Here is a 23,004-nt window from a genome sequence, read left to right on the forward strand (position 1 = left end):
CATGGCCAAGCAAGCCGATCACCTTGTCCATCGTTTGAGTCGGCGGCAGTTCTTGCGAGGAGCGGCAATCGGAGGTGCGGCGCTGACATCCGGCATTCTGGCGGCCTGTGGCTCATCGCCGACTGCGCCAGCCGGTGATGCTCCGACAGCCGCGCCAACGCAGGTCGCCAGCGAGCCAACGAAGATTCGCGCGCTCATGTGGAGCAATGGACCTGTCATCGACGAGAACTTCAAAGTCCGCGCGCAGATGTTCAACGAGACGTTCAAGGGACAGTACGATCTCGATCTGCAACTGCTGCCCTACGATCAATACTGGCCCCGCATCGATCTGGCGTATGGAGCGAAGAACCCCTATGATCTCTACTTCTTCGACGTACAGGCGTATGGGCATTACCGTGCTGGCCTGCTCTCGAACATCCAGCCCTACGTCGATCTGGCGCCGGAACTGTTGAACGCCGAAGAGTATCCGGTCGCGCTCTACGACGCCTGGCGCTTCGATGGCAGCAATCTGTACGGACTTCCCGAAAATATCCAGGTGCTGGCGCTCTACTACAACCGTGATCTCTTCGATGCCGAAGGTCTGGCGTATCCCGATGACACCTGGACATGGGACGATGTGCTCGACGCGGCAACGAAACTGACGAAGCGCAACGGTGACGAAACCACCCAGTGGGGGCTGGATGTGGGTGTGATGGATATCTGGTGGGGCGCGCAGACGCTGGCGTGGGCGATGGGCGGCGGGTTCTTCGACAAGATCGTCGAGCCGACAAAGTTCCAGGTGAGCGATGAAGTCAATGTGCAGGCGTTGACATTCCTGCGCGACCTGATCTTTGTTCACAAGGTCGCGCCCACCAAGACGCAACGTTCGGCGGCTGCCCAGGATATCGGCATTTTCCAGACCGGTAAGGTGGCGATGTTCTTCGATGGCAGCTGGGCGATCAGCGGGTTCCAGGATGTGCCGTTCAAGTGGGATATGGCGCCGTTGCCGATGTGGAAGGATAAGCGCGTATCCGCCTACTGGCTGGGCGGTCAGGTCATCCCGAAAGACTCGAAAGTCATCGACGCCGCCTTCGCCTTTGCCCGCTGGTCGGCGACGACCTATCAGAAGACCATGGCAGGCAATCACGACTGGATCCCGATTGCGCGTTCGGCGCGCGAGTCGGAGGAGATGTACGTCGGGCAACCGGCCGGTTTGCGGTCGGTGCTGGGGACGATCGAGGGCGCGCGGTTGGGTGATTTCTATTCCCGGAACAATCAGCAGATCTTCAGTGAGGTGCTGCTGCCGACATTCGATCTGATGTTCCTCGGAACCATCACGCCGGAAGAGGCGGCAAAGAAGATCGACGAAGAAGCAAATGCTCTCCTGGCGAAAGGATAATGCGATGACCCGCGTTGGATCGGGTGACTCGTCTGAGACCTGGTCGATTGCGACCGATCAGGTCGATCTGGTTGTGTCGCTGGCGCACGGGCGCCTGACCTGGACAATCGGCGGCGCAACTGGAGGACTCGACCTGTCATCAGCGACCGGAACCTTCCTGCGCGTCAATGGTCAGACGCCGGTGTGGACGCAGATCGTCAATGTCGCTGAGCACTCCGCCGATGATGGCGGTCGGCTGCTGACCCTGACGCTCGATACGGCGGATGGCAGAATGCGCTTGACTCGCCATTTCCATCTGTTCGCCGATCATCCATTTGTGCGCACCTGGGCGACGCTGGAAAACCGGAGCAGCGCCGTCCTGCTGATCGATCAGTGCGACATCCTGACGCTTGCACCGCATGGCGAGCCGCCGCTGTATCTGTTTCACGTCGAGCAGTTCAGCTGGAACTATCGGCGCGACTTTTTCAGCCAGCATGAAGTATGGTTGCGACCGGGGTGCGCTCCCCACGAGATCCGCATGGGTTCGTACCCTGCCCACCACTGGGGTCCGTCCAGTTGCGCATGGTTCGCGCTACGCGACGGTTTGCCCGATTGGAATGAAGATCCGCCGAAGCGTGGGCGCGGCATCGTGTGCGGCATCGAGTTCAACGGCAAGAGCCGATTGCGCGCCTGGGCAACGACGGAACAGGTGAGTCTTGTGAGCCAGATCGATGATCTGGCGCACCGACTCGCGCCAGGTGCGATCTTCGAGATACCGGCGTATTTCGTCGGGCGCTTCGAGGGCGATTGGGACGAGGCGGGGTATGTGACGCAGCGCTTTGCCGGGGCGCACGTCCATCCCCCGATGCCCGATGATCGCTACCCATGGGTACAGTACAACTCCTGGCGGTATGAGCAGAACATCAATGAAGAGCAGCAACTGGCGGCAATCGACCGCTGCGCTGAATTGGGCATCGAGCTGGCAGTGATGGACCTCGGATGGGCGCGGATGATTGGCGACTGGCGCCCTGATCCGGTCAAGTTTCCGCGCGGGTTGCGTCCGCTTGTTGAGCGTGCACATGCGTATGGTATGCGGTTCGGCGTTCACGTTGCACTGGCGCAGTGCAATCCCGATGCGCCGGTTGCCAGAGAGCATCCTGACTGGCTCATCCATACCGGGAATGATTACTACGGCGCAGGTCCGCTCTGCCTGGGGCACGAGCCGTGTCGCGCCTGGCTCATCGAGCAACTCATACGATTGATCGACGAAGAGGGGATCGATTACATCATCCAGGATGGAGAGGACATGGTGAAACGGTGCGAGCGGAGCGATCATACGCATGCGCCGGGTGACAGCAACTATGCCAACTCCCAGTATGGGCTGGATATCGTGATCGAGTCGCTCCGCCGCGCCCGTCCACATCTGGTGCTCGAAAATTGTGAGGATGGCGGTTGTATGATGACGTACAAAATGGCGCGACTGTACCATACGAGCATCACGGTGGACAACACATCGTCCTACGCGACGCGACAGGGAGTCTATGGCGCTTCCTATCCATTTTCGCCGCGCTACAGCGTGCGCTATATGCAGGACGATCCTTCGCGCTACACGCTGCGCAGTTCGATCTTCGGCGGACCACTCATCCTGATGCAGCGCGTCACGGAATGGAACGAAGCGCAGATGGCAGAAACCAGGCAGGCGATTGAGCAGTACAAGGCGTTGCGCCATCTGATCCGTTCGGCGAAGATCATCCACCTGAAAGCGCCGCAGCACAACATCGACGGTCTGGGGTGGGGATGGGACGCCATTCAGGCAGTCGCGCCGGATACATCGCGCAGCGTCATAATGGTCTACCGCGCACGGGGCGATCTGGCTGAACGCACATTCAGGCCGCGCGGCTTACTCCCAGAGGCGCACTATGCGGTTCGGTTCGTTGATAGCGGACACACCCTCCAGTGCGCCGGCGCCGAACTGGAGCGCGATGGGATAACCATAACGCTCGATGAATTCGACTCGGAGATTGTGATGCTGGAGAGGGTTGAAGGTTGATACATTTTGATCCACACTGGACCTACCGGGGTTTTCGGGCGCTGGTGCTCGAAAATCGCTATCTGCGCGCAGTGGTGCTGCCGGATCTGGGGGCAAAAATCTGGTCGCTGGTCGATAAGGCGGCAGACCGCGAGGTGTTGTGGCACAACCCGCGTGTGCCACCGCGTCCAGCAGTCTATGGCGCTGCGTATGACGACTGGTTCTGCGGCGGGTGGGACGAACTGTTTCCCAACGATGCACCAGCAGCTGTCGGTGGCGATGTATATCCTGACCACGGCGAGTTGTGGTCGATGCCATATGACTGGCAGGCGGAGGTCGATGCCCGCGAGGTGCGGTTGCATCTGAGCCGCAGCGGCGTGGTCACGCCGACGTTCATCGAAAAATCGATCACGCTGCGCGCTGACGAGCCGGTGGTGCGGATACGCTACCGGATCCGCAATGATGGGTATGCACCGCTCGACTTCCTGCTCAAACTCCATCCCGCGCTGGCAATTTCTCCCGCCTGCCGGATCGATCTTCCGGCGCGCACCGTGATCATCGATGAAGAGTTTCGCCAGCGACTCGGCGCGACGGTCGAGCGGTTCACCTGGCCCCTGGCGCGATCCAATGCCGGAGCGACGGTCGATATGCGGCAGGTTCCGCCGCAGAGCGCCGCACTCTGCGATTTCTTCTATGCAATCGAACTCGACGCCGGCTGGTGCGCCCTGACCGATACCGCGCGCGCTGCTGGCTTCGGGTTGGCATTCGACCCGGCGGTATTCAGTTCGGTGTGGGTCTTCGGCGCATATGGCGGCTGGCGCGGTCTCTATACCACCATTCTTGAGCCATGCACCGGTTATCCATATCGTCTCGAAGAGGCGATCGCACGGGGAACCGCAAGCCGACTGGAAGCAGGAGCAGTTCTCGATACGGAAGTGACCGCTGTGCTCTACCGGGGCATCAGCGCAGTCGAACATATTGATCGCAATGGAGCAGTCCGATGAGTGACATCCTTGCAGGCAAAGTCGCGCTGATCACCGGCGCCGCCAGCGGCATCGGGCGCGCCACGGCGCTGACGCTGGCGCGTGAAGGCGCTGCGGTCGTCGTGGCCGACATCGATGCACCACGCGGTGCGGAAACCGTTGCGACAATCGGCGCTGCCGGCGGGCGGGCGCACTTCGTGCAGGCGGATGTCATCCGTGATGCAGAACGGATGGTCGAAGCCGCAATGCAGGAATTCGGGCGACTCGACATCCTGGTGAACAACGCCGGTATCTTCTACACCGTCGATCTGCTCGACGTGACCTTCGATGAATGGGTGCGCGCTGTTGATGTCATGTACTTCGGCACATTTCGTTGCAGTCAGGCGGCAGCGCGGCAGATGGTTCATCAGGGAGCAGGCGGGCGGATCGTCAACATCTCCTCGATCAACGCCTTTCTCGGTATGCCACAGTCCAGCCACTACAACTCGGCAAAAGGCGCGATTGATCAGCTAACGCGCTGCCTGGCGGTCGAACTTGCGCCGCACGGCATTCTGGTCAATGGTGTAGCGCCGGGGTTCGTCGAAACGCCTATGGCAATCGTCAATGGCATCAACGAACACGAAACGCCAGAGTTTCAGGAGTTCTATGTGCGTCGGCGGCGCATCCCGCTGGCGCGCCCCGCACTCCCCGCAGAGATCGCCGAAGCAGTGGCGTTCCTTGTTTCACCACGCTGCACCTACATCACCGGGCACACACTGGTTGTCGACGGCGGGTTGTCGATCACGTTCTGATACTATTAGTATAGAAGAAAACCAGCTTCAACGAGCCTGGATCGCCATCGCTTCATACTATTGCATAATCTTTTCATCAGGCAACCTCTTCAATACTGTTCAGCGATATGTGCTATAGTTACCCTGGCGCATATAAAGGCCATTGCTTTCCAGTTTCGAAGAGGAGGCCTGGTTTGGAGTCAGATCGCGAGATCGCGCGCATTGATCTGCGGCTACTTCCCCGCACCGAACAACTGGTATCGGTTGTCGCGCTCGTCATTTTCTTCGCGTCCGGCTTTTCGGCGCTGCTGTACCAGGTCATCTGGCAGCGGATGCTCGGCTTCTTCTCCGGAGCGGATGTGTATTCGGTTACGATCATCGTTGCAGCATACATGGCCGGCATGGGGGTTGGCAGTCTCACCGGGGGGTATCTGGCAGATCGCCTCTCGCGCTGGGGCAACCTGGCATTGTTTGCCGGCGTCGAGCTGGGCATCGCCCTCTTTGCGCTTGGCAGCAAAGGGCTGTACTACGACTGGCTCTATCAGCAAAACGCCCATCTTGCCTCGTCGCCATTCCTTATGGCAGTGGTGCTGTTCGCCAGCCTGTTGATCCCGACCTTCTGCATGGGTGTTTCGCTGCCAGCGCTCGCGCGTGCACTCACCCGTTCAATTGAAATGGCAGCGGGCACGATAGGTGCGCTCTACGGCGTCAACACCCTCGGCGCAGCCGTCGGCGCCGGAGTGACGACCTGGATTTTTCTGCGCCAGTACAGTTTTGAAACCATCCTGCTCATTGGTGCGGCGATCAACGCGCTGGTGGCATTGACTGCATTTCCGCTGGCGCGGTTCCTGATGCGACCAGGAGGTGTGCAGCCATCCAGAGTCGCCTCGCGCACGGCGCCTGACGAACCGGCGCGCACCAATCAGGCGACTATCAGACAGTTGCCTGTGCCGGTCTGGATTGCACTCTACGGTCTTTCCGGGTTCATTGCGCTATCGCTGGAGATTCTTTGGTTTCGCATTCTGGGAGTGATGCTGAAATCGATGGCATTTACCTTTGGCACACTCCTCACCATTTTCCTGAGTGGGCTGGCGTTGGGCACATTCCTCGGCATCAAATGGGCGGTGCACGCTCGTAACCCGATGCGATCCTTCCTGCTGTTGCAATCCGGTGTCACAATCTATGCGCTTGCCACATTAACGGCGTTTGTCTCACTGACAGGTCAGCTACCATTGTTTGAACCCTTCTGGATCTACTTCGGTGGTTATGATCCCGTCCATACAGGAAATGCCATTGATGCGCTGCCTGATTTCTTTTTCAATCCGGGCGCTCTGGAGAGCGAGGCGCTCAGCAATGCTCGCTTTTTCCTTGTGCTCTATGTTGTGCTGCCAGTCGTGCTGATCGGCGTACCGACCATCTTGATGGGGATGAGCTTCCCGTTGCTCCAGAAAATCGTGCAGCGCGATCCGGAAACGCTGGGGAGACGTGTTGGCTGGTTGCAGACCTCGAATATCATCGGCAGCATGCTCGGCACGCTGCTGACCGGTCTGGTTGCGCTCTCGTGGCTGGGAACGCCGGACAGCCTGCGTGCAGTCGGTCTTCTTTCCAGCACCTTTCTGCTACTGGCAGCCTGGGGATGCCTGAAGCGACCATGGGTGCGACGTGGTGCGTATGCCGGAAGTATCGCCTTCATGCTGAGTCTGGCATTTGCCGTACCCGATGCGCAAACCTTTTGGGCGACGTTGCACGGCGCTCCGCCGGCGAATGTCATCGTTGCCGAAGACAATACCGGAGTGGCGCTGATCAAGAGCAGTAGAAGCGACTTTTCCAGACGATCATTCGTGATGTCCAACGGGTTGGGACAGAGCGCAATCCCTTACGGGTGGACACAGAGCGTACTAGGCTTTCTGCCCGCGCTGATCCATCCCAACCCGCAAACGATCGCCATCATCGGGCTTGGTTCAGGCGACACATTGTTTCATTCAGGGGGACGTGCAGTAACGAAGGAAATCATCTGCATCGAAATCGTTGGTTCGCAGATAAATATGTTACGAGGAATGGCGCAACGACGCGAGTACCCTGCGCTGCTCTCGATCCTGAACGACCCGCGCATCACCTATGTTATTGCTGATGGACGTTCATACATCATGCAGAGCGGACGTGGATTCGATATTATCGAAGCTGATGCCCTGCGCCCGAATGGCGCCTATTCCGGCAATCTCTACTCAGAAGAGTACTTCCGCCTGCTCCTCGACCACCTGAACCCCGGCGGTCTGGCAGTGACCTGGGTTCCAACCGAGCGTGTGCGCACAACATTTATCCAGGTCTTTCCGCATTACGTCGATTTCGGCGACATTTTGATCGGCAGCAATGCCCCGATTGACGTGGACCTTCAGGCGATCTATCGCCGACTCGAAGACCCCTTCACCCGTGAGTACTATCAACGGTCTGGAGTAAACATCGGACAATGGCTCGACGAGTACTTCGTCAAGCGTCAACCGGTGGTTTCCGATCCATCGGCGCCGCGACCGCAATCGACCGACACGAACCGTGATCTGTTCCCGAAGGACGAGTTCCTCGTGCGGTAGGGGACGGTGATGGATCAGGCGCATTTCTTTCGTCCACACATACGGACGATAAGTAAGCACCCACAGTATCGGTGGTATAATCGCAGCGGGCGAAACGCCATTCGTTCTGGTTCGCGCGGAGATACAGCATCGCCCGTCAGGAGTCCTCGCCTCCTCCCCGCACGACCCTGCTGCCTATCAGAAAGGAAGCCGGCATGATCCGTGTCGCCATGCTGAGTTACTGGCACGTCCACGCCTGGGACTACACCCGACAGGCGCAGAGTCATCCCGATGTGACGATTGGCGCGGTATGGGATGAACTGCCGGAGCGTGGTCGCGCCGCTGCCGAACAACTCGGCGTTCCGTTCTACGAGTCGCTCGATGATCTGCTGGCGCTACCAGAGATCGATGCGGTGATCGTTGATGCGCCCACCTCGATGCACTGCGATGTCATGGTGGCGGCGGCGCGCGCCGGCAAACATATCTTTACCGAAAAGGTGCTTGCGCCGACCCTTGCTGAAGCCAATGAAATCATTGCAGCCGCCGACCAGGCGAGTGTTGTGCTGACCGTCTCACTGCCGCGACTCGCCGAAGGGTACACGCAGGCGATCACCTCGCTGATCACCGATGGCGCCTGCGGCGATCTGACGCTGGTACGCATACGGATGGCGCACAACGGCGCATTGCGCACCGAACAGAACCCCGACGGATGGTTGCCACCCCACTTTTACGATCCTGAACAGTGTCGCGGCGGCGCGATGATCGATCTGGGATGCCATCCGATGTATCTGGCGCGTCATTTCCTGGGATTGCCCGAAACGGTCAATGCGCACTACGGGTACGTGACCGGGCGCGCGGTCGAAGATAATGCGGTTGTGACGCTTGGCTACGCCAGCGGCGCGCTGGCGGTCGTCGAAGCCGGTTTTGTGACGCCAGCATCACCATTTACGATCGAGGTTCACGGCACACACACCAGCCTGATCTATAGCGCACCGCCGCCGGTATTGCGTGTGCGCGGTCTCGATGACTGGATCGAACAAGCGATCCCCAAGTCATCGCCGCTGCCGTTCGTCCAATGGGTCGATCATATCCAGCGTGGCACGCGCAATACCGCCAATATCGACGCCGCACTCGACCTGACGAAACTGATGGAAGCGGCAAACCGCTCGGCGGCGGAACGGCGACAGGTGCGCCTCGACTCACTGCAACCTTGATACTACCATATCGTTCCAGGAGCAACTGTTCATTATGACCATCTCAACGATCATCAACGTCGGAATCGTCGGCGCCGGCAACATTGCCCGCGGGCGTCATCTTCCCTGCTTCAAAAAGCATCCCAACGTTCGACTCGCCGCCATCTCCGATGTGGTCGTCGATCTGGCAGAATCGGCGGCGAAGGAGTATGAAATTCCTGGTGTGTACACCGACTACCGCGACATGTTCGAGCGTGAAAAACTCGATGCGGTCGTCATCTGCACACCGAACAAGTTCCATGCACCGGCATCGATCGCTGCCCTGGACGCCGGATTGCACGTCCTGTGCGAAAAGCCGATGGCGCTCGATCCGGTCGAAGCGCGCGCGATGGTCGCTGCCGCCGAACGCAACGGCAAGATTCTGAGCATTGCATTCCACTACCGTCATATGGCGCCGGTGCGCGCCGCCCGTCGCGTCGTCGATTCCGGCGAACTGGGTCATGTGTACATGGCGCGGGTCTATGCCCTCCGTCGGCGCGGCGTCCCCTCGTGGGGTACATTCGTGCAGAAACATATTCAGGGTGGCGGCGCGATGATCGATTTCGGCGTTCACCTGCTCGACACTGCGCTCTGGTTGATGGGCAATCCACAACCAATCGAGGTCTGCGCCAGCATATCGCAGCACCTGGGCAAAGCACCGAATGTCAATCCCTGGGGGCAGTGGAACTACCACGAGTTTACCGTCGAAGATCAGGCGGCAGCGTTCATCCGGTTCGCCAACGGCGCCAGCATGCTGCTCGAATGTTCCTGGGCGCTGAACATTCCTGAGTCGCACGAAAACATTTCACTCTCAGGAACCGCCGCCGGTCTGGAGGTCTTCCCTCTGAAGGTCAACAAAGCGCATCTCGACATGCTGGTCAGCTGGAAGCCGGACTGGATGCCGGGCGAGCGCGACAACCCTGGCGATGTGCAGACCGCCGATTTCGTCGGCGCGATCCTCGAAGGACGGCAACCGGTGTCGCAGGCATACCAGGCGCTCCAGGTCACCGAGATTGTGGATGCGATCTATCGCAGTGCTGCGGCAGGCGCTGCCGTGCGCCTGGATGGTGCAGCGGAGGGGTGATCGTCCAGCGAATGACTGTCTGCTTTTGCGTCCTTTCAGACCCCATCCTTTCGAGACCCGTTTTCGTATGAGAACAGGAATACAGTGCGCCACGGTCGCTGCACTGTCTGGATGGAACCGGACATAATCATGTCACAAACGCACTCAATGCAAGGAGAACCAGCAACCCATGACCGTCACACGCGAACGTTTTGAACAGGGCATGACCTACGCCGAATACAAAGCCCGGATGACCCGCAACCGTGAACGATTGGAAGAGAACGAGCGCACTGTTGAACTCTCGCCCGACGACATTGCGTTCTTCGCCAATCTTCCCGAAACGCTGAACGTGCTGGTGATCACCGAAGACTGGTGTGGCGACGCGATTGCCAATGTGCCGATCCTGGGGCGACTCGCCGCCGAGAGCGGCAAACTCAATCTGCGCTTCTTTCTGCGCGACCAGAACCCCGACCTCATGGATCAGTACCTGAACCAGGGCATCCACCGGTCGATCCCGGTGTTTGCCTTCTTCGATGCGCAGTTTCATCCCATCGGGCACTGGATCGAACGTCCCGCAGCGATCACCGCGATGCAGGAAAAGATGCTGGCGAATCTCTACGCGACCGATCCGGCATTCGCCGGGATTGCACCGGGAACGTCGCTGGCGGTGCTACCCGACGCAGCGCGCACACGGTTGATGCAGGCATTCGCCGATTTTCGCGCCGAGACCCGTGCACTCGCCGACCGCGAAGTGGTGCGTGAACTGCGTGAACTGATCGCGCAGTGGTTGTCAAACCGTCAGGAGGGGTAGAGATGGACATTAACGGTGGGCGGCATCTGCCCAAGATCAGGATCGTCTACTGTGCGTCGTGCGGCTACGAACCGCAGACGCTGGAACTGGTTTCGGCGCTGATGCACGCCTTTCACTACGATATTGCCGGGATTGAGATCATTCCCTGGCAGGATGGCGCCTTCGATGTTGCCGTCGATGGCGAGTTGATCCATTCGATGTACCGTGACGGTGGTTTTCCTGCACCCGAGACCATCATCAGAGCGGTACGGGAACGGCTGGCCGGTTGAATCCGCGCCGGAGCGCCGCGTGGTTCAGCGTCAACAATGTGCGTTGGCGCTTCCCCAGGTGGCGCTCCAGCGCCTGACAAACCGCTTCGAGCGGCAAAAATGGCTTCAATCGGAGAAACACCCCCAGCATCACCATGTTGAGCACGCGCTCATCGCCGATCTCGCGCGCCAGATCGCTCCCAGGCACTCCGACAATCACAATGTCAGGGCGTGTCGGTTCACGCCCGGCGAGCGAACTGTTGTAGATGAGCAGTCCGCCGGTTGCCACCAGCGGTTCGTATTTATCGAGCGATGGGCGGTTCAGCGCAATGACCGTTTGCGGATTGCGCACCAGCGGCGCGCCAATCGGCGTATCAGACACAATGACCGTGCAATGCGCCGTCCCGCCGCGCATCTCTGGTCCATACGACGGCATCCAGGTTACCTGCAAACCCGCGTCCATTGCGGCATACGCCAGCAACTGCCCGGCAAACAGCGCACCCTGCCCGCCTGATCCACTGATAATGAGATCGTGGTACATATGTCGCCTCTGACAGGAACTGTGAATGTTCAACGTTGAACGTTCAACGTTCACCGCCCCAACGCCCAACCTTCAACCTTCAACGTTCACCGCCCCAACGTCCAGCCTTCAACACCCCAACCTGCAACGTTCAACCCCTAACCTGCAACCTGCAACCTTCCACCTGCAACCTGCAACCTTCCACCTGCAACCTGCAACCCCCAACCCCCAACCTTCAACCCCCAACCTTCAACCTTCCACCTTCAACCCCCAACCTTCAACCTTCCACCTTCAACCTTCCACCTTCAACCTTCCACCTTCAACCTTCCACCCCCAACATTTTTAAGCTCCCCCAGCGGGAAGACCGGGATCATACGCTCCTCGATCCAGCGCAGTGATTCGATTGGCGTCAACCCCCAGTTGGTCGGACAATTCGAGAGCAGTTCGACCATGGTAAACCCATGCCCGGCGATCTGATGCTCAAACGCAAGGTGCAGCGCCTTCTTCGCCTTGCGGATTTCTGTGGGGTTGTGGAGGCTGCGTCGGGCAACATAGACCGCACCTTCCATCTGCGCCACCAGTTCGCTCACCCGTATCGGGTATCCCATCTGCTGCGGATTGCGCCCGCCCGGTGACGATGAGGTGACCATGCCTGGCGGTGATGTCGGCGCCATCTGCCCGCCGGTCATGCCATAGATCGCGTTGTTGATAAAAATGACCGTGATACTTTCGCCGCGCGCCGCAGCGTGCAACACTTCGCCCAATCCAATCGACGCCAGATCGCCATCCCCCTGATAGGTGAAAATGATCCGGTCAGGCAACACCCGCTTCAGCCCGGTTGCGACCGCTGGAGCGCGCCCGTGCGCAGCGCCGACGAAGTCGCAGGCGATGTAGTTGTAGGCAAACACCGAACATCCGACAGAGGCGACGCCAATCGTGCGCCCCAGGATGCCGAGTTCCTCCAACGTCTCAGCCGTCAACCGGTGCGCGATACCGTGCGTGCAACCGGGGCAATAATGGGTGTGCGCAGCGGTCAGTCCGACCGGGCGCTCGTACACACACGTTTCGGCAATCATGAGCGCACCTCCACATCGAGTCTGCGCGCGCCGTTCTTCGTGACACGCGTATCGTGCATCGTCTGTTCAATAGCCTGCACCACCTCATCCGGCAACATCTCGACACCGCCCATTCGACCGTAGAAGCGCACCGGGGCGCGCTCCCCAACCGCCAGCCGCACATCTTCGATCATCTGACCGGCATTCATTTCGACGACCAGGAACGCGCGCGCGCGCGGCGCCAGGCGCGCCAGGCGTCGGGACGGGAAGGGGGAGAGGGTGATCGGGCGGAACAACCCGACTGCCATGCCGCGCGCGCGCGCCGCTTCGACGGCGTTCTGCGCCACCCGCGCCGCGCTGCCAAAAGCGACGACGATCAGATCGGCATCTTCGAGATACATGCCGCTTGAGCGCTGTTCGCGCTCCGCGATGGCGGCCAGTTTTGCCTGGAGCGCCAGGTTGTGTCGTTCAAGCGCCTCCGGTTGGAGATAGATCGAGGTGATGATCCGCGGAGGGCGTCCCTCCGCACCGCCCAATGCCCATTCCGGCAGCGATGGTTCGCGCTGACGAAATGGCGGCGATTCAGCCGGCTCCATCATCTGTCCCAGATTCCCGTCCACCAGCAGAATCACCAGCATACGGTACCGTTCCGCCAGATCGAACGCCAGCCCGGTCAGGTCGATCGCTTCCTGGATCGTTGCAGGCGCAAGCGTCAACGGACGAAAATCGCCGTGCCCGGCTGAACGAGTCACCTGAAAATAGTCAGATTGACAGGCGGCGATGTTGCCCAATCCCGGACCGCCACGCATCACATCAACCACGACGGCGGGCAATTCTGCGCCGGCGATGTAACTCAATCCTTCCTGCATGAGACTGATGCCAGGACCAGACGAGGACGTCATGACACGCCTGCCGGTGCAGGCTGCTCCGTACACCATATTGATCGCCGCCACTTCACTCTCAGCCTGCACGAATGCGCGGCCAAGTTCGGGCATGCGGCGTGCCAGATACTCCAGCAGTTCTGTTTGCGGCGTGATGGGATACCCGAAGTAGGCATCGAGTCCGGCACGGACTGCTGCCTCTGCAATCGCTTCATTGCCCTTCAGAAGTTCTCGCGTCATTGCGATCTCCTCGTGTTCATGATGGAGTGGTTGTTATGAAGCCGATCCTGCGCATACACCGCCTGCGACAGCGGTCTTGATCGAGAATGTGCGATAGACGGTGATCGCCGCTTCGGGGCATACCAGGGCGCAAATCGTGCATCCGGTGCATATGCCCTCTGGGTCGCGCAATTGCGCAGGATGATGACCGGCGGCGTTGAACGCATCCGCCAGTTGCACAACGCCTTTTGGACAGAATGCGACACACAGGCCGCATCCTTTGCAGCGCTCCGTATCCACGATAATGCGTCCCCGAACCATCTCAACCTCCAATCAGTAAATGAACTCGTGAATATCGTAGGTAGCGATCTGTGGACCGGGCGAGCCGAAGTTCAAACGTTCCACGATTGCCTGACGTTGCGCGCGCAGTTCTGCATCGTTGAGCGGACGTATGCCAGCGGCGCGTATCTGGTCGGCATACGGCGCGTTGGCGCGTTCAGATAGTGTGCTGAAGTAGACGATGTCGCCTGATCCGAGTGGCAGACGATTGAGCAAAGCAACCGTATCGGCGACATGCCCGGCGGCGAAGCGATCGCCTCCCAGTCCAACAAGTACAATCACGCTGACTGCGATGCCAGCCTGCTTCAGTTCGGTTACCGTCGCCACAATATCGGCTGCGCTGGACGGTTTCTGCACAAATGTCAGCAGCGGATCGTGTCCACTCTCCATACCAATGCTGACCCGCTTCAATCCGAGCATCCCCAGGCGCGCATACTCGGATGCCGTTTTCCTGCTGCCGGTGAATCCATCGAGAAACGCATGGATCGGCAGATCGCCGATCTCTTCGCGCGCGATCTGCATGAACGCTTCCAACCGTCGAGTCGGCGCCGCCAGAGCATTCGCCTCACCAAGGAAGATCGAGCGCCGGAGCAGGATCGAGTCGCCGAGAAACGCGCGCACCGCGCGGGTATGCACGCGAAACTCGTCGGATGACTTGATGCGAAAACGACGACCGCGATAAAAATCGCAGAAGGTGCAGGTGTTGAACGAACACCCCTCGGTTGCCTGCGCGACCACCGCCATGTACTGATCCGGCGGTAAAATACCGACCGGATCGTACACCTGCTCGAATGCCTTGCGATCAGCAACATGCGCTGCAGCATTGAAATATGACGCGCGCTCGATGATAGTCAGAAGTTCTTCCAGCGCGCCATTGGCTGCCGCGCGTGTCGCTACCTCTTTTGCCAGCGCATCGCGCAGACTCGCCATGCGCGCCGCCGCCGAGTCGATCAGTTCGGCGGCTTCAGCACCGCCCACCCGACGCCGGATCAGCCCATTATCTGCGTGATACTTCTCGATCACATGACCGTTCAGCCCGCGCCTGTACGTGCGCCCGTCGCGGGTCAGCACCCACAACCGACCGCCACGATCATAGGTGAGCACCTCATGCATACCAAACATCACACTGAGTGCGCCCGGTCTGATGCTGATCGTGACCTGTTCGCCATAGATTGTGAATCGAAAGACCATATCAGATAACATTGAGCGGATGCGTCAGTGCATCCGCTCGTCGCTCCTCAACTTTTTATCATCCTGCCGGTGCAACCACCGGGGTAGTCCGTTGCACAAGGCTCTTGCGCCCACGCATCCAGAGCGCCCCCAAACCAAACAGGATGACGGCGATGCTCACCATCTGTCCAATAGCAGGTGCGGCGGTAATTACGACCAGCAAAAGCAACCCAAGCGCCAGTGGTGCGAATGGGCGCTCAATCCATGCTGGTCGGAGACGCAGCAGGATCTGTCGCCCCACCTCAAACCCTACGACGATTTGTGCCACATATGCAATGGCAAGAATGGTCAGCAGGATCAGCGCCATTCCGACAAGGAAGCCCGCCGCGACGACAATGCCCATCAGACCATTCAGTCGCACACTTCCCAGCACAATGGACGCAGCAATGGTGAGAAGTATCACTGCCAGGAATGCCAGCGCAATCGCCAGAATGCTGACGATCCCCCAACCGAGACTGGCGACCGGTCTGGTTTCCAGTTCATCGGTCGTTCCACGCAGGAGGTGTGGCGTCAGCCATACAAGGATCAGACCGAGCAGGAACAATCCTGCAAAGCGCCGTATCAGATCAAGAATGCGGTCGGTCAGGGTTGGCTGGGGCGGTGGCGTCCGCGTCTCTTCAGTAAAACGCACCTGCCCGGCAACAGTTCCAGGTGGGGGAGTTACGGGTGTCTGGCTGGTATACACCAGATCGCCGCCGATCCGTGCCTCGCGATCGACCGTTAACCCGGCAGGCGCAGCTGGTGGTGACGCAATGCCTTCGACCCGCAGTTGCGAAACCCAGGCTGGTTCGGTTTCGGCATCGACGCCTGCCTCGACGTTCCTGCCAATAGCGCCACGGAGGAGCAGGCTGTTCCCGCCAAACACAACATCTCGCTCGACCGTACCTGCCAGCAACGCCTGACCGCCGACAAAGAAGAGCGAGCCATCTATCTGGCTGCCAGGCAGCGTTTCGATGCTCGCGCCGCTTCCCCACAGGTTATTGCCGATGCGCGCCTGTGGATCGAGACGTATGATCGCCGCTCCTACGAGCATATCATCGGTGACTGTGCCGTTCACGACGACTCCGCCGCCCAGCGCGAGGAGATCCCCTTCGATAACACCGTTTATTTCAACGGTTTGCGCCATAGTCACAACATCGCCGATCACACGACCATTGACCGTTACAGTTGTGGCGGTAACGATCAGATCGTCGGTGATCGTTTCGCTTGCGTCAATCACAACCTGCTCACCGGTGCGGCGATCGACCGCCGCAACGGTCGAAGGCGTCAGAACGAGTAGAAGCGCAACCGCCATCGCCAGCAGCAGCGCCGGGTGAACGGTTCTGCTCCGCTTCCTGTTCATACATCTGCTCCTCTCCAGATGAGTGGAGATTGTTATGGTGAGATGCGCAACTCATCATAAGACAGATGTGACATCCTTGTGGAAAAGAAGCATGTGCGGCAGAGTTAAGGATGCGCTACCTTTGTAAAACGTGCTATACTGCGCGGCGCGTGTGTTGATACAGGAGCGTTCCATGCGGATCTATAAAGCCAAAGCGCCGATGCGGATCGGCTTTTTCGGCGGCGGCACCGATGTCAGCCCCTATGCTGAAGAGCATGGCGGCAAGGTGCTCAACTGCACAATCGATAAATATGTGCGCTGTATGTTGCGCCCAAGCAGCGAACCAGGGATCATCATCCGCTCGCTCGACCTGGAGGAAGTCAGTCGCAAGACGACCGGTCACTGGGATGGGCGCCTCGATCTGCCGCAGGCGGTGCTCGATGCGGCAATGCCCCCTTCCGAAGGGGTCGAAGTGATCATGTTCTCTGATGTGCCGCCTGGCTCCGGGCTTGGTTCATCGTCGGCGCTGGTCGTCAGCATGCTGAAGTTGATCGGCGCCGCGTACCAGATCAATCTCGATCCGCATACGCTGGCGGAACTCGCCTACCGGATCGAACGGGTCGATCTGGGCATTCCCGGCGGACGACAGGATCAGTACGCGGCGGCATTCGGCGGTATGTGTGTGTACCATTTTGGCAAGGGACGGGTGATCGTCGAGCCGGTGTTGAACGATCCAACCGCGCTGCTCGAACTGGAGAGTTGCCTGCTGTTGGGGTATATCGGCAGTCGCAAACTCCTCACCCAACACCTGGTGGACGACCAGGTGCGGCGCTTGAAGGAAGGCGACACGCTGCGCTATCACGATGAGACCAAAGCCTTTGTGGATGAAGCGGTTCGACTGCTGCGCAGCCTGCGGATCGCCGATTTCGGCAGACTGTTGCACGATGCATGGGAGGTGAAGAAAGCCTTTTCACCCTACATCGCACCGCCGGAAGTCGAAGAGATCTACGCGCTGGCGCGTCGTCATGGCGCGTGGGGCGGCAAAATTACCGGCGCTGGCGGAGGCGGCTTTATGGTCTTCGCCTGCCCGTTCGACCGCCGGCTCGAACTCGAGCGGGTGCTGATCGAGGCAGGGGTGCAGATCCGGCATTTCTCATTCACAACCCAGGGGGTGCATGCCTGGAGTGTGGATGTTGAGGAAACATAACCGGCATTTCCGGTTTCGGCGGGACAGTGGTATCATGGTCTGGCAGGCGCTGGTATGACTCTCGAACACGACCGTAAAGGCATTTCAATCGCGGTTTCTGCCGAAGTGCAGGCGGCGCTCGATGCCGGGCAGCCGGTGGTTGCGCTGGAGAGCACGGTCATTTCTCACGGATTGCCCTATCCGCACAATCTTGAACTTGCGCTTGCGATGGAGCAGGAGGTGCGCGATCAGGGCGCAGTTCCAGCGACGGTTGGGATCGTTGCGGGTGTGCCGACCGTTGGCATGGACGCGGCGGCAATCCGGCGTTTTGCCCACCCCGATCCGCACCATCCTCCGTTGAAGGTGTCGCGCCGCGACATTGGATATGTGGTTGCGGCAGGCGGCGATGGAGCGACAACTGTCGCGGCAACGATGGCGCTTGCCCATCTGGCGGGTGTGCAGGTATTCGCAACCGGCGGGATCGGCGGCGTTCATCGGGGTGCACGCGAGACATGGGATGTTTCCGCTGACCTGACGGAACTGGAGCGTACACCGGTGCTGGTGGTGTGTGCTGGCGCCAAAGCGATTCTCGACCTGCCAGCGACGCTGGAGTACCTGGAGACCGGCGGCGTGCCAGTGCTGGGTTGGCGCACCGCTGAGTTCCCGGCATTCTACAGCGTATCGAGCGGGTTGCCAGTCGCATATGCGCAGGATGCGTCGTTTGTTGCGCGTGCGTGGAAAGCGCACCGCGCGCTCGGCGGCGCCGGTATGGTGCTGGCAGTGCCGCCGCCTGTGGAGGATGCCATTGATCGTGCAGTGGTAGAGGCTGCGATTGAGCGTGCCCTCAACCGTGCAGTGAAAGAGGGTGTTCACGGTCCGGCGGTGACGCCATTTCTCCTGGCGGCGCTGGCACGCGAGACAGAGGGCGAGAGCGTGCGCGCCAACGTTGCGCTGTTGCGCCAGAATGCGCGGATCGCCGCGCAGGTGGCGACAGCGATTGCAGGCATATGATGAACCAGGATACCCTGCCAAATCTGTACGATCTGTCGCTGGCGGAAATGGAGCGCCTGATGACGGCGTGGGGACAGCCAGCCTACCGCGCGCGGCAGATATTCCGTCAACTGTACGTCAACCTGGTCGACTCGCCCCTGGCGATGACCGACCTTCCCCTGGCGCTGCGGGAACGTCTGGTTGCCGAAACGCGCCTGGCGCCGCTGGCGCCGGAACAGGTGCATGTGGCGGACCAGGGGTTGACGCGCAAGGCGCTCTTCCGCCTGGAGAACGGCGTGTTGATCGAAAGCGTGCTGATGATCTACCCCGACCGCGCAACCGTGTGCGTTTCGACGCAGGCAGGGTGCGGGATGGGGTGTGTCTTCTGCGCTACCGGAACACTCGGACTGCTGCGCAATCTGTCACCGGGCGACATCGTGGCACAGGTCGTCTGGGCAGCGCGCGAAATGCGTCGCTTTGCCGCCGAACGTTGCATCTCACCCTCCCTCGCGCCTCCCGATGATGATTCCTGGTGGACGCCGGACACGCTGGAGGATCAGGGATCGTCCGAGGCGCGGAGCATTTCCGTCTCACGACTGTCGAACATCGTCTTCATGGGCATGGGTGAGCCATTTGCGAACTATGATCGCTGGTGGCGCGCAGTGGAGATTCTCCATGATCCACGTGGGTTGAACATGGGCGCGCGCAGCATGACCGTCTCGACAGTCGGGTTGATTCCGGGTATTCGCCGTCTGGCGACAGAGACGCTGCCGATCAACCTGGCGATCTCGTTGCACGCCCCCGATGATGCCCTGCGCAGCGCGTTAATGCCGGTCAACCGCCGTTACCCGCTTGCCGCGCTTCTTGAGGCGACCCGCGACTATCTGGCGGCAACCGGTCGGCGGGTCTCATTCGAGTATGTGCTGTTGCAGGGGAAGAATGATGAACCGGAGCATGCGGCGAAACTGGCGGCGCTGCTCCATGGTGAAGCAGGAACGACGCCATTACCCCTCCACCTGGTGCACGTCAATCTCATCCCGTGGAATCCGGTGCCGGGGATGCCGCTGGGACGGTCGGAGCGCCGTCGTGTGCTGACCTTTCAACGCATCCTGCGCGAGCGTGGCATCGCCTGCACTGTGCGCGTCGAGCGCGGCGTCTCCATTGCGGCAGCATGTGGGCAACTGGCGGGGGCGAGGGGGTTGAACGTTGAGTGTTGAGTGTTGAGTGTTGAGTGTTGAACGTTGAGTGTTGAGCGTTGAACGTTGAGTGTTGAGCGTTGAACGTTGAGTGTTGAGTGTTGAACGTTGAGTGTTGAGTGTTGAGCGTTGAACGTTGAACGTTGAGTGTTGAACGTTGAGTGTTGAGCGTTGAACGTTGAGCGTTGAACGTTGAGTGTTGAACGTTGAACGTTGAACGTTGAGTGTTGAGCGTTGAACGTTGAACGTTGAGTGTTGAACGTTGAGTGTTAAGCGTTGAACGTTGAACGTTGAACGTAATACAGCGAGATCGGTTCTCGGTTCTTGGTTCTCAGTTCTCAGTTCTCGGTTCTCGGTTCTTGGTTCTCGGTTCTTGGTTCTCGGTTCTTGGTTCTCGGTTCTTGGTTCTCGGTTCTTGGTTCTCGGTTCTTGGTTCTTGGTTCTCGGTTCTTGGTTCTCGGTTCTTGGTTCTCGGTTCTTGGTTCTTGGTTCTCGGTTCTTGGTTCTTGGTTCTCGGTTCTCAGTTCTCGGTTCTCTCACATGCATCTCTCCGAACAATTTCTCTTGCGACGCGACATAACGTTTCTCAACCATGGCAGTTTTGGCGCCTGCCCGCGACCGGTATTCGAGACATACCAGCAATGGCAGCGCACCCTTGAAATGCAACCGGTCGAGTTTTTAGGTCGGCGACTCAACGGGTTACTGGCGGAAGCGCGGGCGCGTCTCGCAGCGTTCATCGGCGCTGCGCCCGATGATGTCGTGTTTGTGCCCAACGTCACCTATGCGATGAACATCGTTGCCCGCTCAATCGATCTTCGACCGGGCGATGAGGTTCTGGGCAGCAATCACGAATACGGCGCAGTCGAACGCACCTGGCGCTACGTCTGCGATCAGCGCGGCGCCGTCTACATTCCGCAACCGGTTGCTCTGCCGGTCGATGATGATAGCGCGATTGTCGAACAGATCTGGAGCGGCGTTACTGAACGCACAAAAGTCATCACGCTGAGCCACATCACCTCGCCAACCGCACTGATCATGCCGATTGCGACGATCTGCCAGCGCGCGCGGGATGCTGGCATCATCACCGTCATCGACGGCGCGCATGCGCTGGGGCAGATCGATCTGGATATGCAGGCGATTGGGGCAGATTTCTACGGCGGCAACTGTCACAAATGGCTTTGCGCACCCAAAGGCGCTGGATTTCTCTACGCCCGTCCAGATCATCAGGCGCTGCTCCAGCCGCTGGTCGTCAGTTGGGGGTGGCAACCGCGCCAGCCGATGCGTTCGAGTTTTCTCGCCTACCCGGAAGGCGCCTCCTTCCGCGACTACTACGAGTGGATGGGGACTGATGATCCCTCGGCGTTTCTCAGCGTTCCGGCGGCAATCGATTTCCAGACCGCCAACGACTGGTCTACCGTGCGCCGCGCCTGTCATGCGCTCCTGGTGGATGCCTCCCGGCGCATTGCCGGGTTGACCGGATGTGCGCCGCTTACCCCCGATGGCGAGGCGTGGTGGATGCAGATGCGCGCCCTGCCACTCCCGCCGTGCGACCCGAAAGAAGTTCAGGCGCGCCTGTGGAATGAATTCCGTATCGAAGTTCCGTGCTTCGATTGGGAAAGCGCCCCGCTGATCCGGATCTCCATTCAGGCATACAACACACCGGCAGACATCGACCGGTTGCTGGAAGGGTTGCGAGCAGTCTTACGTTTGTAAGTGCGGTCTTTGATATCGCTTGCTACCACGGCTGCCACGCGCCATGCTTCTGCTGATAGCGCGGAACCGGCTTTCGTGGTACCATAACGCAGATTGCACAGCTCATCGCCCGTCACCGATCACCCGATGCATGGCACGCTCACATCCGGTCGTCTCTGTTCAAACCCGGCATGACCAATCATCCGACTGCTGCAACCACTTCTGTACACAACCCTCCATCGAATGCTGGCGCTCCCGAATGGCAGCGCCACTTTGCGATGTTCTGGGATGCGTTTCTAACGGTTGCAGTAGGGGCAGGCTTATTTGACGCAGCACAGCGCGGTGGACTGTGGAATGTGCGCGGTCTCTGGATACTGATCCTGTCCCTGGCTTTCCTGATAGCGCATCGCTGGCTGTGGGCGCCGGTGCGCCGCGGAACCGGCGAATGGCCCCCACTCTACCGCGACCTCCTGATCGTTCTGGGGGTCGAGTGCATCCTGGTTATTGCCCTCCTGCCGATCAGCGCCTGGTTTGCGCTGCTGATCCTGGCGATGATGGGACAGACAGCGGCGGCAGCGGATCCATTCCGCTGGCGCCTGCCGTTTGCGGTCATGCTGCTGACCCTGGCGGAACCGATTGGACTGTACGATGCGCTGGCGACGCAACGTTGGGGAACAGTCGCCGGACTGACGGCGCTCATCGCATGGCTGCCGGTCATTTTTCTGTACATCCGGCTCTTCTTCGATGACCGGCAGATGCGCGCTGCACTGGAACGCGACCTGCGCGCCGCCCAGGAGAAGATCGAGCGGATAACGCCGCTGCTGCACCGCCTGGATGAACTTCAGCGCCGTGAACAGGCGCTGACGGATCTGCGCGACGGTATGCAACACACCCTGGCATACCTCAACCTCCGGCTCGATGCCATTCGCCAGCGCATGCGCGACGACCCGGCGTCCATAGCCGACGAACTGGCGGAACTGCACAACCTGGTGCAGCAGCAGTTGAACATCGTTGCACCGGGAACCGATGAGCGGATCAAGACGACCTCGCGTTTCACCCCGTTGCCCGCTGGAAGCGGCAATGAACCCATCGGCGTCTGCGAAGCGACTGAAGCGTCGTCTGCCGTCGTGGAAACGTCTTCCCGCCAGCGCGAAGACGCCTCAGAGATCACCTGGAACGAACCAGTCGCGCCGTCTAACGCGCCAATCGACGAAACCGCCAATCGCCCTGACGCTGCGGCAGCACCCTCGAGCGGCGAAGATTCTGATGAGCCGTTCAGTAAATAGAAAGCATCGTATCGTTGCTTTATCGCAGG

The 23,004-nt window shown here is 59.8% G+C and carries 21 protein-coding genes; 15 read left to right on the forward strand and 6 right to left on the reverse strand.

Annotated elements, in window-relative coordinates; all coding sequences use genetic code 11:
• The first annotated feature begins 1 nt into the window (after position 1).
• From ROSERS_RS07015 to ROSERS_RS07055, 9 genes are all read left to right on the forward strand, one after another.
• Positions 2 to 1,378 carry an ABC transporter substrate-binding protein gene (locus ROSERS_RS07015; protein ID WP_011956111.1) on the forward strand — a complete coding sequence of 459 codons (1,377 nt, stop codon included), beginning with the start codon at positions 2 to 4 and terminating at the stop codon, positions 1,376 to 1,378.
• A gap of 4 nt (positions 1,379 to 1,382) precedes the next feature.
• Positions 1,383 to 3,407 carry an alpha-galactosidase gene (locus ROSERS_RS07020; protein ID WP_011956112.1) on the forward strand — a complete coding sequence of 675 codons (2,025 nt, stop codon included), beginning with the start codon at positions 1,383 to 1,385 and terminating at the stop codon, positions 3,405 to 3,407.
• A complete protein-coding gene (locus tag ROSERS_RS07025; protein ID WP_011956113.1) occupies positions 3,404 to 4,390 on the forward strand; it encodes a DUF5107 domain-containing protein in 987 nt (328 codons plus the stop codon). Before ROSERS_RS07020 ends, ROSERS_RS07025 begins: the two co-directional genes overlap by 4 nt.
• Positions 4,387 to 5,160 (forward strand): SDR family NAD(P)-dependent oxidoreductase, encoded by a 774-nt coding sequence (locus ROSERS_RS07030; protein ID WP_011956114.1) that lies wholly within the window; start codon positions 4,387 to 4,389, stop codon positions 5,158 to 5,160. Before ROSERS_RS07025 ends, ROSERS_RS07030 begins: the two co-directional genes overlap by 4 nt.
• 173 nt (positions 5,161 to 5,333) lie before the next feature.
• Positions 5,334 to 7,727, forward strand: a complete 2,394-nt coding sequence (locus ROSERS_RS07035; RefSeq protein WP_041333208.1) for a fused MFS/spermidine synthase — start codon at positions 5,334 to 5,336, stop codon at positions 7,725 to 7,727.
• 194 nt (positions 7,728 to 7,921) lie between these two features.
• Positions 7,922 to 8,920, forward strand: coding sequence for a Gfo/Idh/MocA family protein (locus ROSERS_RS07040; protein ID WP_011956116.1), 999 nt, complete (start codon positions 7,922 to 7,924; stop codon positions 8,918 to 8,920).
• A gap of 34 nt (positions 8,921 to 8,954) precedes the next feature.
• Entirely contained in the window at positions 8,955 to 10,022 is a 1,068-nt protein-coding gene (locus ROSERS_RS07045) for a Gfo/Idh/MocA family protein (protein ID WP_011956117.1), read from the forward strand.
• A gap of 169 nt (positions 10,023 to 10,191) precedes the next feature.
• Positions 10,192 to 10,812, forward strand: a complete 621-nt coding sequence (locus ROSERS_RS07050; RefSeq protein WP_011956118.1) for a thioredoxin family protein — start codon at positions 10,192 to 10,194, stop codon at positions 10,810 to 10,812.
• Between the two features lie 2 nt (positions 10,813 to 10,814).
• Positions 10,815 to 11,081 carry an Rdx family protein gene (locus ROSERS_RS07055; protein ID WP_011956119.1) on the forward strand — a complete coding sequence of 89 codons (267 nt, stop codon included), beginning with the start codon at positions 10,815 to 10,817 and terminating at the stop codon, positions 11,079 to 11,081.
• Here ROSERS_RS07055 and ROSERS_RS07060 read toward each other — a convergent pair.
• The gene (locus ROSERS_RS07060) at positions 11,050 to 11,601 is read right to left on the reverse strand and encodes a 2-oxoacid:acceptor oxidoreductase family protein (protein ID WP_011956120.1); all 552 of its coding nucleotides are present in this window, start codon (positions 11,599 to 11,601) and stop codon (positions 11,050 to 11,052) included. The two genes, ROSERS_RS07055 and ROSERS_RS07060, sit on opposite strands and share 32 nt — an antisense overlap.
• Before the next feature lie 25 nt (positions 11,602 to 11,626).
• Here ROSERS_RS07060 and ROSERS_RS25895 point away from each other — a divergent pair, with 25 nt between their 5' ends.
• Complete coding sequence (locus tag ROSERS_RS25895; RefSeq protein ID WP_157040994.1) at positions 11,627 to 11,926, forward strand: hypothetical protein; 300 nt, start codon at positions 11,627 to 11,629, stop codon at positions 11,924 to 11,926.
• Here the strand turns inward: ROSERS_RS25895 and ROSERS_RS07065 are convergent.
• The 5 genes from ROSERS_RS07065 to ROSERS_RS07085 are packed head-to-tail and all read right to left on the reverse strand — an operon-like array spanning position 11,886 to position 16,646.
• Positions 11,886 to 12,656, reverse strand: a complete 771-nt coding sequence (locus tag ROSERS_RS07065) for a thiamine pyrophosphate-dependent enzyme (RefSeq protein WP_011956121.1) — start codon at positions 12,654 to 12,656, stop codon at positions 11,886 to 11,888. The genes ROSERS_RS25895 and ROSERS_RS07065 overlap by 41 nt on opposite strands.
• Positions 12,653 to 13,756, reverse strand: a complete 1,104-nt coding sequence (locus ROSERS_RS07070) for a 3-methyl-2-oxobutanoate dehydrogenase subunit VorB (RefSeq protein ID WP_011956122.1) — start codon at positions 13,754 to 13,756, stop codon at positions 12,653 to 12,655. The genes ROSERS_RS07065 and ROSERS_RS07070 overlap by 4 nt, the downstream gene beginning before the upstream one ends.
• A 33-nt stretch (positions 13,757 to 13,789) precedes the next feature.
• Entirely contained in the window at positions 13,790 to 14,056 is a 267-nt protein-coding gene (locus tag ROSERS_RS07075) for a 4Fe-4S dicluster domain-containing protein (RefSeq protein ID WP_041334910.1), read from the reverse strand.
• Between the two features lie 12 nt (positions 14,057 to 14,068).
• The gene (locus ROSERS_RS07080; RefSeq protein ID WP_041334912.1) at positions 14,069 to 15,265 is read right to left on the reverse strand and encodes a radical SAM protein; all 1,197 of its coding nucleotides are present in this window, start codon (positions 15,263 to 15,265) and stop codon (positions 14,069 to 14,071) included.
• A gap of 58 nt (positions 15,266 to 15,323) precedes the next feature.
• Positions 15,324 to 16,646: a hypothetical protein gene (locus ROSERS_RS07085; RefSeq protein WP_011956125.1), complete on the reverse strand. Its 1,323-nt coding sequence runs from the start codon at positions 16,644 to 16,646 to the stop codon at positions 15,324 to 15,326.
• Between the two features lie 172 nt (positions 16,647 to 16,818).
• On the opposite strand from ROSERS_RS07085, the gene ROSERS_RS07090 reads away from it, so the two are divergent.
• From ROSERS_RS07090 to ROSERS_RS07110, 5 genes are all read left to right on the forward strand, one after another.
• A complete protein-coding gene (locus ROSERS_RS07090; protein ID WP_011956126.1) occupies positions 16,819 to 17,832 on the forward strand; it encodes a GHMP family kinase ATP-binding protein in 1,014 nt (337 codons plus the stop codon).
• A gap of 54 nt (positions 17,833 to 17,886) precedes the next feature.
• Complete coding sequence (locus ROSERS_RS07095; RefSeq protein WP_011956127.1) at positions 17,887 to 18,822, forward strand: pseudouridine-5'-phosphate glycosidase; 936 nt, start codon at positions 17,887 to 17,889, stop codon at positions 18,820 to 18,822.
• Entirely contained in the window at positions 18,819 to 20,018 is a 1,200-nt protein-coding gene (locus ROSERS_RS07100) for a radical SAM protein (RefSeq protein ID WP_011956128.1), read from the forward strand. Before ROSERS_RS07095 ends, ROSERS_RS07100 begins: the two co-directional genes overlap by 4 nt.
• A 519-nt stretch (positions 20,019 to 20,537) precedes the next feature.
• The gene (locus ROSERS_RS07105) at positions 20,538 to 21,710 is read left to right on the forward strand and encodes an aminotransferase class V-fold PLP-dependent enzyme (RefSeq protein WP_011956129.1); all 1,173 of its coding nucleotides are present in this window, start codon (positions 20,538 to 20,540) and stop codon (positions 21,708 to 21,710) included.
• Positions 21,711 to 21,880: 170 nt separating this feature from the next.
• The gene (locus tag ROSERS_RS07110; RefSeq protein WP_011956130.1) at positions 21,881 to 22,975 is read left to right on the forward strand and encodes a histidine kinase dimerization/phosphoacceptor domain-containing protein; all 1,095 of its coding nucleotides are present in this window, start codon (positions 21,881 to 21,883) and stop codon (positions 22,973 to 22,975) included.
• Positions 22,976 to 23,004: the final 29 nt, after the last annotated feature.

This window comes from Roseiflexus sp. RS-1 (assembly GCF_000016665.1).
GTDB lineage: Bacteria > Chloroflexota > Chloroflexia > Chloroflexales > Roseiflexaceae > Roseiflexus.

Bases quoted from the DNA above. Each gene is read 5' to 3' on its own strand.
- ROSERS_RS07015 (WP_011956111.1), top strand. From the start codon at position 2: ATGGCCAAGCAAGCCGATCACCTTGTCCATCGTTTGAGTCGGCGGCAG.
- ROSERS_RS07020 (WP_011956112.1), top strand. From the start codon at position 1,383: ATGACCCGCGTTGGATCGGGTGACTCGTCTGAGACCTGGTCGATTGCG.
- ROSERS_RS07030 (WP_011956114.1), top strand. From the start codon at position 4,387: ATGAGTGACATCCTTGCAGGCAAAGTCGCGCTGATCACCGGCGCCGCC.
- ROSERS_RS07040 (WP_011956116.1), top strand. From the start codon at position 7,922: ATGATCCGTGTCGCCATGCTGAGTTACTGGCACGTCCACGCCTGGGAC.
- ROSERS_RS07045 (WP_011956117.1), top strand. From the start codon at position 8,955: ATGACCATCTCAACGATCATCAACGTCGGAATCGTCGGCGCCGGCAAC.
- ROSERS_RS07050 (WP_011956118.1), top strand. From the start codon at position 10,192: ATGACCGTCACACGCGAACGTTTTGAACAGGGCATGACCTACGCCGAA.
- ROSERS_RS07055 (WP_011956119.1), top strand. From the start codon at position 10,815: ATGGACATTAACGGTGGGCGGCATCTGCCCAAGATCAGGATCGTCTAC.
- ROSERS_RS07060 (WP_011956120.1), bottom strand. From the start codon at position 11,601: ATGTACCACGATCTCATTATCAGTGGATCAGGCGGGCAGGGTGCGCTG.
- ROSERS_RS25895 (WP_157040994.1), top strand. From the start codon at position 11,627: ATGTTCAACGTTGAACGTTCAACGTTCACCGCCCCAACGCCCAACCTT.
- ROSERS_RS07065 (WP_011956121.1), bottom strand. From the start codon at position 12,656: ATGATTGCCGAAACGTGTGTGTACGAGCGCCCGGTCGGACTGACCGCT.
- ROSERS_RS07070 (WP_011956122.1), bottom strand. From the start codon at position 13,756: ATGACGCGAGAACTTCTGAAGGGCAATGAAGCGATTGCAGAGGCAGCA.
- ROSERS_RS07075 (WP_041334910.1), bottom strand. From the start codon at position 14,056: ATGGTTCGGGGACGCATTATCGTGGATACGGAGCGCTGCAAAGGATGC.
- ROSERS_RS07080 (WP_041334912.1), bottom strand. From the start codon at position 15,265: ATGGTCTTTCGATTCACAATCTATGGCGAACAGGTCACGATCAGCATC.
- ROSERS_RS07085 (WP_011956125.1), bottom strand. From the start codon at position 16,646: ATGAACAGGAAGCGGAGCAGAACCGTTCACCCGGCGCTGCTGCTGGCG.
- ROSERS_RS07090 (WP_011956126.1), top strand. From the start codon at position 16,819: ATGCGGATCTATAAAGCCAAAGCGCCGATGCGGATCGGCTTTTTCGGC.
- ROSERS_RS07095 (WP_011956127.1), top strand. From the start codon at position 17,887: ATGACTCTCGAACACGACCGTAAAGGCATTTCAATCGCGGTTTCTGCC.
- ROSERS_RS07100 (WP_011956128.1), top strand. From the start codon at position 18,819: ATGATGAACCAGGATACCCTGCCAAATCTGTACGATCTGTCGCTGGCG.
- ROSERS_RS07105 (WP_011956129.1), top strand. From the start codon at position 20,538: ATGCATCTCTCCGAACAATTTCTCTTGCGACGCGACATAACGTTTCTC.
- ROSERS_RS07110 (WP_011956130.1), top strand. From the start codon at position 21,881: ATGACCAATCATCCGACTGCTGCAACCACTTCTGTACACAACCCTCCA.